We start from the raw sequence: 14,138 nt of genomic DNA, 5'->3' as shown, positions 1-14,138 counted from the left end.
GCCCGGGTGGTGCTGCCGTGCGGGCCGGTGGAGGAGTGGCTGCACCACCGCCTCGCGGCGTGAGCCCCACCGTGCCGACCAGTGGCGGGACCGTACCTGTTCTGACATAACGTCCATTATCGGTGCGCAGCGTCTGGCGGCGTCAGACCGGCGTCGCCCTGCTCGTGGCGCGGGCGTGCAGCCCGACCAGCACCTGGTCGAGCGCGGCCTCGAGCGGCCAGCTCGACCGTTCGGGCTGGCTCAGCACGAGACCGCCCTGGATGGCGGCGAGGATCGCCGCAGCCAGGCGCTGCGGGTCGGCCTCGGCCTCGATCTCGCCGTTCGCCTGCATCCGCGCCACGCCGGCGGCCAGCAGCCCGCGCCAGGAGGCCATGGCCTGCGTGATCTCCGCCTCGGTCTCCGGGTCCGTGGCCGCCAGCTGGGTGGCCAGGGACCCGATCGGGCACGCCCACCGACCCCGGTGGAGGTAGTACGCCACCAGCGCACGTCGCCATGCCTCCCAGGACTCCCACGTGGACAGGTCGTGGACGAACGGCTCCTGGGCGGCGAGCAGCTGCTCGCCCTCCCAGGCGGCCACCGCCCGCACCAGCTCGGCCTTGCCCCCCGGGAAGTAGTGGAAGAGCTGGCTCTTGCTCGTCAGGGTCTGCGCGCGGACGTCGTCCAGGGTGGTGGCCCCGATGCCGGCGGAGAGGATCTGCATGCCGGTGGCCTCGACGATGCGCTGCCGGGTGCGTCGACCCCGCTCGGTCAGTCTCGCCTCGCCCATGCCACGACTGTACCGTCTGGTTGGACCAGCCGGTCCACCCCGTGTTACGAATGGACCATGCAGTCCAACGGACAGCTCCTGTCCACCCTCACCCCCCACCCCGCGCTCGCCGGTCGCACCGCCCTGGTCACCGGGGCCACCAGCGGCATCGGCGAGGCGATCGCCCGCGTGCTGGCCGCCTCGGGGGCGACCGTGGCCGTCCACGGCCGCGACGAGGAGCGCGCCGACGCCGTCGTCTCCGCCGTCACCGCCGCCGGCGGCAAGGCCCACGCGGTGACCGGGGACCTGGCCGGCGGCCACGACCAGGTCCGCGGGCTGGCCGAGCGGGCCACCGAGGTGCTGGGTGGCCGCGTGGACGTCCTCGTGAACAACGCCGGGCTGTACCCCGTCTCCCCCACCGAGGCGGCCACCGACGACGACGTCGACGCGATGCTCGCCGTGAACGTGCGCGCCCCCCACGTCCTCGTCGCCGCCCTGGCCCCGGCCATGGCCGAGCGCGGGGACGGCGCCGTGGTCAACATCGGCTCGTGGATGGCCCGCACGGGCGTGCCGTTCGGGGCGATGTACACCGCCACCAAGGCCGCCCTGGAGCAGATGACGCGCACCTGGGCCGCGGAGTACGGCCCGCGCGGCGTACGGGCGGTCACCGTCGCGCCGGGGGCGACCGCGACCCCGGGCAACGCCGGCAGCGCCGACGCGGTGGCCGCGATGACCAGCGGCACCCCGGCCGGGGTGCCGGTCCGTCCCGTGGACGTCGCCCGCGCGGTGCGCTGGGTCGTCTCCGAGGAGGGTGCGTTCCTGCACGGCTCGATCATCGACGTCGACGGCGGCATCAGCGCCACCCGGGGGGCGTGAGCATGGGCATCACCTCGCGCTTCGACGCCACGTCCACCGCGGCCGAGGTCGCGGCCGGGACCGACCTGTCCGGCACGACGGCCGTGGTCACCGGGGGCTCCTCGGGCATCGGCGTGGAGACCGCCCGCGCCCTGGCCGGCGCCGGCGCCGCGGTCACCCTGGCCGTGCGGGACACCGCCGCCGGGGACCGCACGGCCGAGGACATCGCCGCCACGACGGGCGCAGCAGTCCGGGTGGCCGCGCTCGACCTGGCCGACCCCGCCTCGGTGGAGGCCTTCGTCGCCGCCTGGGAGGGCCCGCTGCACCTGCTGGTGGCCAACGCCGGGGTGATGACCCCGCCGCTGACGCGCACCGCCGACGGGTGGGAGCTGCAGCTGGCCGTCAACCACCTGGGCCACTTCGCCCTCGCCACCGGCCTGCACGGCGCCCTGGCCGCCGACGGGGCCGCGCGCGTCGTCGTGGTCTCCTCCAGCGGGCACGCCTCCTCCCCCGTCCTGTTCGACGACCCCTCGTTCGAGCGGCGGCCCTACGACCCGGGCGTGGCCTACGGGCAGTCCAAGACCGCCAACGTCCTCTTCGCGGTGGAGGCCACCCGGCGCTGGGTCGGCGACGGCATCACCGCCAACGCGGTGATGCCCGGGGGGATCTTCACCAACCTCCAGCGCCACTGGGACCCGCAGGTGCGGGAGGGGATGAAGGAGCAGTTCGCGTCCGTGTCCAAGACCCCGGAGCAGGGCGCGGCGACCTCCGTGTGGGCGGCCACCTCACCCGACCTGGCCGGGGTGGGCGGTCTCTACCTCGAGGACTGCCACGAGGCCGAGGTGGTGGACGCGGTCACCGACGGCCTCCACGGTGTGGTGCCCCACGCCCTCGACCCCGACGCCGCCCGGCGGCTCTGGGAGCTGTCGGAGGAGATGCTGGCCGGCTCCCGGGCCCGTCGCGGCGTCTGAGGGTCCGCCTCGACGCCGTCCCGGACGCGCGTCGACGGCGGTCCGTCGCTTCTGTCCGGGGTCCTCGGTACCCCTGTCCCATGAGCGCAGACGCCGTCGTCCTGGAGGCAGAGAGCGTGCTGCGGCGCGCCGCGGACCGCCTCACGAGCCCGCAGCCCGGTCAGTGCCTCGCCTGCTTCGTCGCGTCGGCGCTCGAGCAGTACGGCTGCGACGGCACCCTGCGCTTCTGTCTGCGCTACCGCGACGTGGTCGCGCCGCGGGCGGTCGCGCTCGTCGGCCGCCTGGACCGTGTGGGCGCGTTCTGCGACTGCGAGCTGTTCCTCAACGGCTACGAGCTGCCGGACGAGGACACCGACCGCCCCGCGTACTGCCTCGCGGTGCGGAAGGGCTCCGTCACGCCCTGCGCCCTGTGGCGGCGGCACCGACGTGGCTGAGGACGAGCTCCGCCAGCTCGGAGACGTCGTCCGACAGCGCGTGGTCGCGGCCCGGCAGCACGTGCACCACCGCGTGCGGGACCGCGGCGGCGTAGCGGTCGGCGTGCTCCGGCTCGACCACCTCGTCGGCGTCCCCGTGCACGACCAGCACCGGCAGGTCGCGCGGCAGGCCGCGTGGCGCGTCGGCGGGCAGGTCGGCGTCCCAGGCGGGCCAGCCGCCCTCACCGACGTAGGGCGCAGCAACGAGCACGAGCAGCCGCACCGGTGGCGCCGACGGCTCGGCGAGCACACCGGCGAGCACCGTCCCGCCGAAGGAGTGCCCCACTGCGACCACGTCGTCGCCGCAGGCCGTGAGCTCCTCGCGGACGGCCGGGGCCCACGTGCGGTGGCGCGGGTCGTCCGCGTCCGGCATCCGCGGGAAGACCACGTCCCAGCCGTCGCCGAGGCGTGCCCGCAGGTCGGCCACGCGCGCGTCCCACTCGTCGTACGTCGCCGCCCCGGCACCCTGCACGAACAGCACCTTCTGCGTCCCACTCACACGGCGGCAGACCGTCCGGGGCGGCGGAAGTCACCGGACGGACCTCAGCCGTCGAACACCGACCAGCAGATGTCGTTGCGCCGCTGCTGGTCCTCGAGCACCAGAGCGCGGACCTCGTCCGGGAGCCGCTCACGCTGCCAGCGGCACTCGCGACGGCCGGCTGCCACCCCCTCGGCCCCGTCGCCGGCCGCCGCCCGCACCGCCTTGATGGCGTACGCGGCGGCGCCGAGGTCGTGCTCGGCGACGTGGGCGACGACCGCCGCCTGCCCGGCGGCGTACGCCGCGTGGCGGGCCGCCCCGCGCAGGTCGCGCGCCGCGCCCATCGCGTGCCCGCCCGCCGCGCGCGAGGCCGTCATCGTCACCGCTCCCCCGGCCCAGGCACGTGCGTGCTCGATCGCGGTCCGCGGCCGCCGGTCGTCGGGACGGACCGCCTCGAACAGCGGGAGCACGTGCTCGGCGCACTCGGCCGCCCAGAGCGCGAGGAGGTGGTGGTCGGCGTCGGTGAGGGTGCCGCCACGTCGGAGGGTCACCAGCCGCGGGTCGCGCACCGACGGGAGGATCACACCGCTACCCCGTCGTCCGGCGGCCACAACACCCGCAGGGGCGACCCCGTGTCGACGAGGAGCCGCCCGTCGGTCACCAGGAGGCGGCGCACCCCCGCGACCGACGCGTCCAGCAGGTGCGGGTGCCGCCCGTCGAACGCAACCACCCGGCAGGCGAAGGCCAGGTCGTACGGCGCCTCCCCCGGCGCCGGCTGCAGGTCCGCGGCGGCGCAGCACCGCGCGGACAGCAGGCCCGCGGCCACCTCCGAGGCGCACGCGCGCAGGGTCGCGGCGACGCCGGTCGCCGAGCGGTCGACGACCAGCACGTGGCCGTCGGGCGCGACCCGCTGCGCGACCGCGCGCGCCGCGGCGCCGGGCGCCCCGCCCACCTCGAGCACGCGTAGGCCCGGCCGCAGCGGCAGCGCGTCGACGACGGCCCGCAGGCGCGGTGACAGGCCGGCGGTCACGTCGCCGTCACCCCAGCCCGACGTCGCACGGGTCCAGCATGCCGCTGCCGCCTCCGGGGGCACCAGGCCGCCGCGGTTGGTGGACCCGCGACGGTCGTGGTCGGCTGTGGTCATGGTGGACACCGCGATCGTCGACGTCGACGGCACCCTCGTCGACACCAACTACCACCACGCCGTCGCCTGGTCCCGGGCGCTCGCGCGCTACGACGTGAGCGTGCCCCTGTGGCGGCTGCACCGCGGCGTCGGCATGGGCGGCGACGTGTTCGTGCCCGAGGTCGCGGGCGAGGACGTCGAGCGCCGGCACGGCGACGACCTGCGCGAGGCGTGGAGCGAGGAGTTCGACCAGGTCATCGACGAGATCCGGCCGCTGGACGGCGCCGCCGAGCTGCTGCGGTCGCTCAAGGACCGTGGCTTCCGGCTCGTGCTCGCGAGCTCCGGCGCCCGCAAGCACGTGGAGCACTTCCTCGACCTCGTCGACGGCCGGGACGTGGCCGACGCGTGGACCACGTCGGAGGACGCCGAGACCAGCAAGCCCGCCCCGGACCTCGTGCAGAACGCGCTGGCGAAGGTCGAGGGCCGCTCCGCCGCGATGATCGGCGACTCCGTCTACGACGTCATGGCCGCCGGTCACCTCGACGTGCCGACCCTCGCCCTGCTCACCGGCGGGTTCTCGGCCGCCGAGCTCCGGGAGACCGGGGCGCAGGCGGTCTTCGAGTCCCCGCGCGACCTGCACGACCACCTCGACGAGACCGTCCTCGCCCGCCCCTCGTAGGGTCCCCGGCATGGGTGCTCGCGCGGCCGTCCTCGTCACCGGCACGGAGGTCCTGACCGGTCGGGTGCCCGACGCGAACGGCCCGTGGCTCGCCGAGCACCTGCGCCGGCTCGGCGTCGACGTCGGCACCGTCGTCACCGTCGGGGACCGCCCCGACGACCTCGCCACGTCCCTCCGCCACCTGCTCGCGGGCCACGACCTCGTCGTCACCACCGGCGGGCTCGGACCCACCGCCGACGACCTGACCGTCGAGGTGGTCGCCGACGTGCTCGGCCGCCCGCTCACCCTCGACGAGGCCCTCGAGGCACGTGTCGGCGCCGTCGTCGCCCGCATCGTGGCGGCCCGCGGCTGGCGCACCCCGCAGGCCGAGCTCGACGCCGGCACCCGCAAGCAGGCGCTCGTCCCCGAGGGGGCGCACGTCCTCGAACCCGTCGGCACCGCACCGGGGCTCGTCCTCACCCCCGCCGCCGGTGGTCCGCCCGTCGTCGTGCTGCCCGGCCCGCCGACGGAGCTGCAGCAGATGTGGCCCGCCGCCGAGGCGCTCGACGTCGTCCGGCGTGCTCTCGGCCTCGACGGGGCGGCGCCCGCCCTGCGGCAGGAGACGGTCCGGCTCACGGGGCCGCCCGAGGCCGAGCTCGCGGGCGTGCTGCGGGAGCACGAGGAGCGGCACGGGCCGCTGACCGAGGCCGGCCTGGAGGTGACGACGTGCCTGCGCGAGGGCGACCTCGAGGTCGTCACCCGCTTCCGCGACGACGCGGCAGCGGCCTACGAGCAGCTCGTCTCCGCCGTCACCGCCCGCTTCGGCGACGCCGTGTACAGCACCGACGGCTCCCGGGTCGACGACCTCGTCGCGGCCGGGCTGCGGCGTCGCGGCTGGACGGTGTCGACGGCCGAGTCGTGCACGGCGGGTCTGCTGGCGGGCCGGCTCGCCGACGTGCCCGGGTCCTCGGAGTACCTGCTCGGCGGCGTCGTCTCCTACGCCGACGAGGTCAAGCGGGACCTGCTCGGCGTACCCGCGGACCTCCTCGCCCGCCACGGTGCCGTCAGCGAGGAGGTGGCCGTGGCCATGGCGGAGGGGGTGCGCAGCCGGCTCGGCACGACCCTCGGGGTGTCCGTCACCGGCATCGCCGGTCCGGGAGGCGCCCGGCCCGGCAAGCCGGTCGGCCTCGTCCACGTCGCCGTCGCCGGGCCGGACGGCACCGACGCCCACCGCTGGCAGCTGAGCGGGGGCCGACCGCACGTGCGGGCCCGGACGGTCGTGCGCTGCCTGCACCTGCTGCGCCGCGCGGTCGGCTGAGCCGGGCCGCGGGCGCCGGCTCAGGGTCGGACGCCCCACCCGCCGTCGGCGTCTAGCGTCTGCCCCGTCACCCACCCCGCGTCCTCCGACAGCAGCCACGCGACGACCGGGGCCACGTCGCCGGGCGTGCCCCAGCGCCCGCGGGGCATGCGCTCGGCCACCCACCCGCGGGTCGCGTCGTCGGCGTACCCGGTGTCGACCGGGCCGGGGTTCACGCAGTTGACGGTCGCGCCGAGCGCGGCGGCGGTGGTGGCGAGCGAGGCGGTCACCCCCTGCAGCGCGGCCTTGGACGCCGCGTAGGCGATCTCGTCCGGCATCGGCCGCTGGTGCACCCCCGTCGTGAACAGCACGACCCGGCGGGCACCGACGGCGAGCGCCTCCCGCGCGAGCAGCAGCGACGCGCGCGTGTTGACGGCGAAGCACGCGTCGAGCTCGCCGGCCTCCACCTTCATGACGTCGCCCGCCGCGGACCGGGCGTGCACCGCGACGACGGCGTCCAGGCCGCCGAGGTCCTCGACCGCTAACGCGACGAGCGCCGCGGGCGCCTCCGGGTCCGCGAGGTCGACCGCCCGCCACGACGCCAGCGCGTCGGTCGCGGCGGGCTCACCCCTCCCCCACGGCTGCTCGGCGTCGTGGTCCGGCCAGCCGGCGCCCGCCACCCGCCAGCCCCGCGCCGCGAGGTCACCGGCGACCGTCGCGGCGATGCCGACCGACCGGCTGACGCCGGTGACGAGGACCCTCAGGTCGACGCTCACGCGACGTAGGCGGCGAGGTGCTGCCCCGTCAGGGTCGACCGTGCCGCGACCAGGTCGGCGGGCGTCCCCTCGAACACGACGCGGCCGCCGTCGTGCCCGGCACCGGGGCCGAGGTCGACGATCCAGTCCGCGTGGGCCATGACGGCCTGGTGGTGCTCGATGACGACGACCGAGCGGCCGGAGTCGACGAGACGGTCGAGCAGGCCCAGCAGCTGCTCGACGTCGGCCAGGTGCAGCCCGGTCGTCGGCTCGTCGAGCACGTACACCTCCCCCTTCTCCCCCATCTGCACGGCGAGCTTGAGCCGCTGCCGCTCGCCGCCGGACAGCGTGGTGAGCGGCTGGCCGAGCGTGAGGTAGCCGAGGCCCACGTCGACGAGGCGCTCGACGACCTTCGCCGCCGCGGGCGTGCGCGCCTCGCCGGTCGAGAAGTACCCGACGGCCTCGGCGACGGGCATGGCGAGCACCTCGGCGATGTCGCGCCCGCCGAGCGTGTACTCCAGGACCGCCGCCTGGAAGCGCCGGCCCTCGCAGTCCTCGCACGTCGACTCGACCGTCGCCATGACCCCGAGCTCGGTGAAGATGACGCCCGCGCCGTTGCACGTCGGACAGGCACCCTCGGAGTTCGAGCTGAACAGCGCCGGTTTCACCCCGTTCGCCTTGGCGAACGCCTTGCGGACGGGCTCGAGCAGGCCCGTGTACGTGGCCGGGTTGCTGCGCCGCGACCCGCGGATGGCGCCCTGGTCGATGACGACGACCCCGTCGCGTCGGGCGACGGAGCCGTGCACGAGCGAGCTCTTGCCGGACCCGGCCACGCCGGTCACGACGCACAGCACGCCGAGGGGGATGTCGACGTCAACGTCGCGCAGGTTGTGCGCGGCGGCCCCGCGCACCTCCAGGACGCCGGTGCGCTGCCGGACGGTGTCCTTCAGCCGGGCCCGGTCGTCGAGGTGCCGCCCGGTCACGGTGTCGCTCGCCCGCAGGCCCTCGACCGTCCCCTCGAAGCAGATCGAGCCGCCGGCGGTGCCCGCGCCCGGCCCGAGGTCGACGACGTGGTCGGCGACGGCGATCGTCTCGGGCTTGTGCTCGACGACGAGCACGGTGTTGCCCTTGTCCCGCAGCCGGAGCAGGAGCGCGTTCATCCGCTCGATGTCGTGCGGGTGCAGCCCGATGGTCGGCTCGTCGAACACGTACGTGACGTCGGTGAGCGACGAGCCGAGGTGGCGGATCATCTTCGTGCGCTGCGCCTCCCCGCCGGACAGCGTCCCCGACGGCCGGTCCAGCGACAGGTAGCCGAGCCCGATCTCGGCGAAGGAGTCGAGCAGGTGCTGCAGCCCCGCGAGCAGCGGCGCCACCCCGGGCTCGTCGAGCCCCCGCACCCACTCCGCGAGGTCGGTGATCTGCATGGCGCACACGTCGGCGATGTTCTTGCCGCGGATGCGCGACGACCGCGCCTCCGGTGCGAGCCGGGTGCCCTCGCAGTCCGGGCACGGGGAAAACGCGACGGCCCGCTCGACGAACGCGCGGACGTGCGGCTGCAGCGCCTCGACGTCCTTGGACAGCACCGACTTCTGCAGCTTCGGGATGATGCCCTCGTACGTGAGGTTGATGCCCTCCACCTTGATCTTGGTGGGCTCACCGTGGAGGAGGGTCTCCAGCTGCTCGTCGGTGAAGTCGCGGATCGGCGTGTCCATGGGCAGCCCGACGCCCGCGAACAGCCGGCCGTACCAGCCGTCCATGCTGTAGCCGGGGACGGTGAGCGCGCCGTCGTTCAAGGACTTCTCGTCGTCGTACAGCGCCGTCCGGTCGATGTCGTCGACGCGGCCCATGCCCTCGCAGCGCGGGCACATGCCGCCGAGGCGGTTGAACGTCGCCTTCTCCGCCTTCGCCTTACCGCCGCGCTCGACCGTGATGGCCCCGCTCGCCCGGACGGACGGCACGTTGAACGAGTACGCGTTCGGCGGGCCGATCTGCGGGTCGCCGAGCCGGCTGAAGAGGATCCGCAGCATGGCGTTGGCGTCGGTGACCGTGCCGACGGTGGAGCGGGGGTTCGCCCCGATCCGCTCCTGGTCGACGATGATCGCCGTGGTGAGCCCGTCGAGGTAGTCGACCTCGGGCCGGGCCAGCGACGGCATGAAGCCCTGCACGAAGGCGCTGTAGGTCTCGTTGATGAGGCGTTGGGACTCCGCGGCGACCGTCGCGAAGACGAGCGAGCTCTTGCCCGAACCGGACACCCCGGTGAACACCGTGAGCCGCCGTTTGGGCAGCTCGACGCTCACGTCCTTGAGGTTGTTCTCCCGGGCGCCCTGAACCCGGATCGTGTCGTGGCTGTCCGCGGCGTGCGGCGTCCCGCCGTCCGTGGTCGTGCTCGTGCTCATGCGGCCTCCCACCCTCTCCCCCGCTGCCGACCGGACCGGGGGCCGGAACTCATCGCTGCTGCACGCGCAGCAGGTTGCCCGCGGGGTCGCGCAGCGCGCAGTCGCGGACGCCCCACGGCTGCTCCGCCGGCTCCTGCACGACCTCCGCACCGGCCGCCTGCACCCGCTCGAACACGCCGTCGAGGTCGTCGGTGGCGAGCAGCAGGCTCGCGTACGTGCCCTTGGCCATCATCTCCCGGATGGTCCGGCGCTCCCCGTCGGTGACACCAGGGTCGGCGCCGGGCGGGTGCAGGACGATGTTGACGTCCGGCTGCGAGGCCGGGCCCACCGTGTTCCAGTGCATCCCGCCGTACTCCACCTGCTGCCGGACCTCGAAGCCGAGGACGTCGCGGTAGAAGGCGAGCGAGGCGTGCGGGTCCTCGTGCGGCAGGAAGGTCGAGTGGAGTCCGATGTCCATGCCGCTCACGCTAGGGACCGCGCGGCCCGGCGGGCTTCTCGATTCCTGACCGGTCGCGTGACCTGCTTCGCGACGCAGGCGGGCATGCCCGCGGTCTCGCGCGCCGCCTCGCGCCGGTACACGCTCGGTGGCACGCCGACGAGCTCGGTGAAGCGGGTGCTGAAGGTGCCGAGGGACGAGCACCCGACGGCGACGGACACCTCGGTGACGCTCAGGTCCCCGCGTCGCAGCAGGGCCATCGCGCGCTCCACCCGCCGCGTCATGAGGTAGCTGTACGGCGACTCCCCGAAGGCGAGGCGGAACTGCCGGCTCAGGTACCCCGCCGACAGGTGGACGTCGCGCGCGAGCGCCTCGACGTCCAGCGGCTCGGCGTGGTCCCGGTCGATCCGGTCGCGCACCCGGCGCAGCAGCGCGAGCAGCGCGAGGTCGCTCACGCCCGCCCCCCGAGCAGGTCCGGCAGCGGGACGGCCTCCCGCGGCAGGACCTGCGAGGCGCCCGCGAGCAGCAGGCGGGGCGCGCCGCGGCCGACCGCCCGGACCGTGTCGTCGACGACGAGCGCCCCGCCGGCCTCGGGCAGCCCCCAGCGCGGACCGACGGGGTCGTCTGGGTCGCGCCACACGGGCTCGCGGGCACCGTCGTCGTGGACGACGGCCAGGCCGGGGACGAGACCGAGACCGGCCGTGACGGCCGGGCCCGGCCCACCGCGGCGCTCCGGCAGCACCGTCCGGGCGCACAGGACCATGGCCCCGGCGGAGGCGCCCGACAGCGCCGCGCCGCCGGCGTGCGCCTCCGACAGGGCGCGTGCGAGCCGGCCGCCGTCCCCGGTGAGGCCGTCCAGCAGGCGGGCGGGCGACCCGCCCGGCAGGACGACGACGGCCGCCTCGCCGACGGCCCGGACGCAGGCGTCGAGGTCGACCTCGGGGTGCGGGGTCACCTCGACCGGGCGGCGGGCCACGTCGGTGTACCAGCGGCGCGCGCGGGAGGCGGCGTGCTCGTGGTCCGGGCCCGGTGTCGCGGCCCCGAGCACCACGACCACGGGACCGGGCGGCGCGAGCGACAGCAGCTGCTCGTCCATGCCGCGGCACGCCGGCTGCATCTCCCCGCCGCCCTGCAGCAGGATCGCGCCGGAGCGCCGCCCGTCCACGTCGACCCGGCCGTCCGCCACGGGCACACCCTGCCGCCGTCGCGTCGGCGGCTCAAGCCCCGGTCGTGAGGCGGCTGCACCTACGGGTGACGGCCTCGACCCGGGCCACCACGTCGCGTGGCACGATCGGCGCGTGGGCGCCGACCAGGACCACGAGCACGGCCACGAGCAGGGCCGTGAGCACTGGCACGGCCACGGGCACGGCCACGAGCCCGACCGCACGGGCGTCGCGCGCGTCCTGGGCCACCTCACCCACGCGTGGCGCCCCCACAGCCACGACCACGCCGACTCCGTCGACGACGCGCTCGCCACGTCGGCCGCGGGCATCCGCGCCACCAAGGTGAGCCTCGTGCTCCTCGGCGCGACCGCGCTGCTGCAGCTCGTCGTGTACGCGTTCAGCGGGTCGGTGGCCCTCCTCGCCGACACGATCCACAACCTCTCCGACGCCTTCACGTCGGTGCCGTTGTGGATCGCGTTCGTGCTGGTGCGCCGACCGCCGTCCCGGCGCTTCACCTACGGCCTCGGTCGGGTCGAGGACCTGGCCGGCATCCTCATCGTCCTGTTCATCGCCGCCAGCGCCGTGCTCGTCGCCGTCGAGAGCGTCCGTGCCTTCGCCGACCCCCAGCCCTTCACCAACACCTGGGTGGTGGCCGCCGCGGGCGTCATCGGCTTCCTCGGCAACGAGGCGGTCGCCGTCTACCGGATACGCGTCGGGCGGCGGATCGGCTCCGCGGCGCTGGTCGCCGACGGCAACCACGCGCGCACCGACGGCATCACGAGCCTCGGGGTGCTCCTGAGCGCGGTCGGCGTGGGTCTCGGCTTCCCGCTCGCCGACCCGCTCGTCGGTCTCGCGATCACCGTCGCGATCCTCGTCATCCTCGTGGGCGCCGCGCGTGACGTGCTGCGCCGCCTGCTCGACGCCGTCGACCCGGAGCTCGTGACGGCGGCGGAGCGGGTGCTGCGGGACGTCGACGGCGTGCGCGGGGTCGAGGGCGTCCGCATGCGCTGGACCGGTCACCGGATCCGCGCGGAGGCCGACATCGCCGTCGACGGCGCGCTCGGGCTGCGTGCCGCCCACGACATCGCCGAGGCGGCCCGGCACGAGCTGCTGCACCGGGTGAAGGGCCTCGACGACGTGACGGTGCACGTCGGCCCGGAGCACCTGCCCGGCGAGGCCGACCCGCACGCCCTCACCCACCACCACCGCGACGGCGGAGAGCGCGCTCAGGCCCCGCGGCGCCAGACCTCGGAACCGCCCACGTAGCCGCCGCCGCTCCGCTCCCCCGTCGCCACGAAGCCGGCGCGCCGCACCGCCCGCCCGACCGCGGGGTCGCGCAGGGGCACGCGGACCGTCACGGGGACCTCGCGCGGGAGCGCCCCGAGGAGCGGCGCGAGCGCCGCCCGGCCGCGACGGGTGCCGGGGACGACGAGCCGCACGACCTCGAGCGCGCCGTCGCGCTCGCGCCATCCCAGCATCGCGAGGACCGGCTCCGCCGGCGCCCCGACCCACACCGCCGCGGCCTCGCGGGGGTCGGCGCCGTCCCCGGCGGGCAGGTCGACGTGCAGCGGCACGACGTCGGGTCCGCTCAGCGCGTCCACGAGCCGCCGGTCGGCCGTCGCGGCGCCGGCGTCGTCGAGCCGCTCGTGCAGCGCGAGGGCGGTGCGGGCCGCCACGAGCGCCTCCGTCCGCCGGCCCGCTGCCGCGAGGGCCGCGGCGTCCGCGGCCCACGCGTCCGCCCGGACCGCGGGCGGGTCGCCCGCGCGCACCCGCCCCGCCACCTCGGTCCCTGACACCTCGGTACCCGCCACCTCAGTCCCTGCCGCAGACCTCCTCGATCGCGGCGAGGTCCTCGGCGTCGGGCTCCCACAGCCCCGCCCGCACGTTGGCGCGCACCTGCTCCGGCGTGCGTGCTCCCGCGATGACGCTCGCGACGGCGGGCTGGGCCGCGAGCCCGCCGAGCGCCACCGCGAGGAGGTCGACGCCCCGCTCGGCGGCGAGCCGCTCCAGCGCCTCGATGGTGTCGAAGTCGGCGCCCGCGAGCCGCTGCGCCATGCGGGGCGAGGACAGGCGCGACCCCTCGGGCGCGGCCTCGCCGCGGCGGTACTTGCCCGACAGCAGCCCCGAGGCCATCGGGTAGTACGGCAGCAGCCCCACCCCGACGTGCTCGCACGCGGGCACGAGCTCCGCCTCGGCGCTGCGGTCGAGCAGGTTGTACGCGTTCTGCGCCGACACGAAGCGCTCGGTGCCGAGCTGCTCGGCGGCGCGGTCGGCGTCCACCACCTGCCACGCCGCGAAGTTCGACGAGCCGACGTAGCGGACCTTGCCCTCGCGCACGAGGTCGTCGAGCGCGCCCAGCGTCTCCTCGACGGGGGTCGCGGGGTCCGGGGTGTGCATCTGGAACAGGTCGATCCAGTCGGTGCCGAGCCGGCGCAGCGACCCCTCGACGGCGCGCCGGACCGCCGTCCGCGACCCGTGCGCCTCCCACGCGGGGGCGTCGACCCGGCCGTCGGGGTGGCCGAACTTCGTCGCGAGCACGACCTCGTCGCGCCGGCCCCGCAGGGCGGCACCGAGCAGGCGCTCGCTCTCGCCCGGCTCGGAGCCGTACAGCTCGGCGCAGTCGACGAGGGTCACGCCCGCGTCGAGGGCCGCGTGCACGACGTCGCGGGTGCCGTCGGCGTCGATCCGGGCCCCGAACGTGTTGCCGCCCAGCCCCACCGTCGACACCACGAGACCCGAGTCGCCGAGCCGCCGGTACGTCATCTCGGGGAGGTCGTCCATGAACCGG

The 14,138-nt window shown here is 75.8% G+C and carries 17 protein-coding genes; 6 read left to right on the top strand and 11 right to left on the bottom strand.

From position 1 onward, the window contains the following. Window positions 1–142 precede the first annotated feature (142 nt). Window positions 143–766: a TetR/AcrR family transcriptional regulator gene (locus WAA21_RS03070; RefSeq protein ID WP_336921266.1), complete on the bottom strand. Its 624-nt coding sequence runs from the start codon at window positions 764–766 to the stop codon at window positions 143–145. Between the two features lie 57 nt (window positions 767–823). Between WAA21_RS03070 and WAA21_RS03065 the strand changes: the two genes are divergently transcribed. The 3 genes from WAA21_RS03065 (at window position 824) to WAA21_RS03055 (ending at window position 3,005) form a co-directional block, all read left to right on the top strand. After that, on the top strand, window positions 824–1,621 hold the full coding sequence (locus WAA21_RS03065) for an SDR family NAD(P)-dependent oxidoreductase (protein ID WP_336921265.1): 798 nt from the start codon (window positions 824–826) through the stop codon (window positions 1,619–1,621). A 2-nt stretch (window positions 1,622–1,623) separates the two neighbouring features. Beyond that, window positions 1,624–2,571, top strand: coding sequence for an SDR family NAD(P)-dependent oxidoreductase (locus tag WAA21_RS03060; protein WP_336921282.1), 948 nt, complete (start codon window positions 1,624–1,626; stop codon window positions 2,569–2,571). Window positions 2,572–2,651: 80 nt separating this feature from the next. After that, a complete protein-coding gene (locus WAA21_RS03055) occupies window positions 2,652–3,005 on the top strand; it encodes a DUF2695 domain-containing protein (RefSeq protein WP_336921264.1) in 354 nt (117 codons plus the stop codon). Here WAA21_RS03055 and WAA21_RS03050 read toward each other — a convergent pair. From WAA21_RS03050 to WAA21_RS03040, 3 genes are read right to left on the bottom strand one after another with little or no spacing between them, the layout of a single operon-like run. Further along, window positions 2,965–3,543: an alpha/beta fold hydrolase gene (locus WAA21_RS03050; RefSeq protein ID WP_336921263.1), complete on the bottom strand. Its 579-nt coding sequence runs from the start codon at window positions 3,541–3,543 to the stop codon at window positions 2,965–2,967. The genes WAA21_RS03055 and WAA21_RS03050 overlap by 41 nt on opposite strands. A 44-nt stretch (window positions 3,544–3,587) precedes the next feature. Continuing rightward, window positions 3,588–4,106, bottom strand: coding sequence for a putative immunity protein (locus tag WAA21_RS03045; protein WP_336921262.1), 519 nt, complete (start codon window positions 4,104–4,106; stop codon window positions 3,588–3,590). Then, on the bottom strand, window positions 4,103–4,666 hold the full coding sequence (locus WAA21_RS03040; protein WP_336921260.1) for an SAM-dependent methyltransferase: 564 nt from the start codon (window positions 4,664–4,666) through the stop codon (window positions 4,103–4,105). Before WAA21_RS03040 ends, WAA21_RS03045 begins: the two co-directional genes overlap by 4 nt. On the opposite strand from WAA21_RS03040, the gene WAA21_RS03035 reads away from it, so the two are divergent. Both WAA21_RS03035 and WAA21_RS03030 read left to right on the top strand, forming a co-directional pair. Next, window positions 4,665–5,324: an HAD family hydrolase gene (locus tag WAA21_RS03035; RefSeq protein ID WP_336921258.1), complete on the top strand. Its 660-nt coding sequence runs from the start codon at window positions 4,665–4,667 to the stop codon at window positions 5,322–5,324. The two genes, WAA21_RS03040 and WAA21_RS03035, sit on opposite strands and share 2 nt — an antisense overlap. Window positions 5,325–5,334: 10 nt before the next feature. Next, on the top strand, window positions 5,335–6,621 hold the full coding sequence (locus WAA21_RS03030) for a competence/damage-inducible protein A (protein ID WP_336921257.1): 1,287 nt from the start codon (window positions 5,335–5,337) through the stop codon (window positions 6,619–6,621). Window positions 6,622–6,641: 20 nt separating this feature from the next. Here the strand turns inward: WAA21_RS03030 and WAA21_RS03025 are convergent, their stop codons facing one another. From WAA21_RS03025 to WAA21_RS03005, 5 genes are read right to left on the bottom strand one after another with little or no spacing between them, the layout of a single operon-like run. Continuing rightward, on the bottom strand, window positions 6,642–7,376 hold the full coding sequence (locus WAA21_RS03025) for an SDR family oxidoreductase (protein WP_336921256.1): 735 nt from the start codon (window positions 7,374–7,376) through the stop codon (window positions 6,642–6,644). Then, window positions 7,373–9,751 (bottom strand): excinuclease ABC subunit UvrA, encoded by a 2,379-nt coding sequence (locus WAA21_RS03020; protein WP_336921255.1) that lies wholly within the window; start codon window positions 9,749–9,751, stop codon window positions 7,373–7,375. Before WAA21_RS03020 ends, WAA21_RS03025 begins: the two co-directional genes overlap by 4 nt. A gap of 49 nt (window positions 9,752–9,800) precedes the next feature. Then, window positions 9,801–10,208, bottom strand: a complete 408-nt coding sequence (locus tag WAA21_RS03015; protein WP_336921254.1) for a VOC family protein — start codon at window positions 10,206–10,208, stop codon at window positions 9,801–9,803. A gap of 5 nt (window positions 10,209–10,213) precedes the next feature. Beyond that, complete coding sequence (locus tag WAA21_RS03010) at window positions 10,214–10,642, bottom strand: helix-turn-helix transcriptional regulator (protein ID WP_336921253.1); 429 nt, start codon at window positions 10,640–10,642, stop codon at window positions 10,214–10,216. Further along, entirely contained in the window at window positions 10,639–11,373 is a 735-nt protein-coding gene (locus WAA21_RS03005) for a Type 1 glutamine amidotransferase-like domain-containing protein (RefSeq protein ID WP_336921252.1), read from the bottom strand. The genes WAA21_RS03010 and WAA21_RS03005 overlap by 4 nt, the downstream gene beginning before the upstream one ends. A gap of 112 nt (window positions 11,374–11,485) precedes the next feature. Here WAA21_RS03005 and WAA21_RS03000 point away from each other — a divergent pair, with 112 nt between their 5' ends. After that, window positions 11,486–12,616, top strand: a complete 1,131-nt coding sequence (locus WAA21_RS03000) for a cation diffusion facilitator family transporter (RefSeq protein ID WP_336921251.1) — start codon at window positions 11,486–11,488, stop codon at window positions 12,614–12,616. On the opposite strand, the gene WAA21_RS02995 is transcribed toward WAA21_RS03000, so the two are convergent. Together WAA21_RS02995 and WAA21_RS02990 are read right to left on the bottom strand one after the other, a co-directional pair. Next, the gene (locus WAA21_RS02995; RefSeq protein ID WP_336921250.1) at window positions 12,577–13,146 is read right to left on the bottom strand and encodes a hypothetical protein; all 570 of its coding nucleotides are present in this window, start codon (window positions 13,144–13,146) and stop codon (window positions 12,577–12,579) included. The two genes, WAA21_RS03000 and WAA21_RS02995, sit on opposite strands and share 40 nt — an antisense overlap. Before the next feature lie 16 nt (window positions 13,147–13,162). Further along, window positions 13,163–14,113 carry an aldo/keto reductase gene (locus tag WAA21_RS02990; protein ID WP_336921281.1) on the bottom strand — a complete coding sequence of 317 codons (951 nt, stop codon included), beginning with the start codon at window positions 14,111–14,113 and terminating at the stop codon, window positions 13,163–13,165. Between the last annotated feature and the right edge of the window lie 25 nt (window positions 14,114–14,138).

The organism is Aquipuribacter sp. SD81, assembly GCF_037153975.1.
GTDB lineage: Bacteria > Actinomycetota > Actinomycetes > Actinomycetales > JBBAYJ01 > Aquipuribacter.
This window is presented reverse-complemented; position numbering and strand designations above follow the sequence as displayed.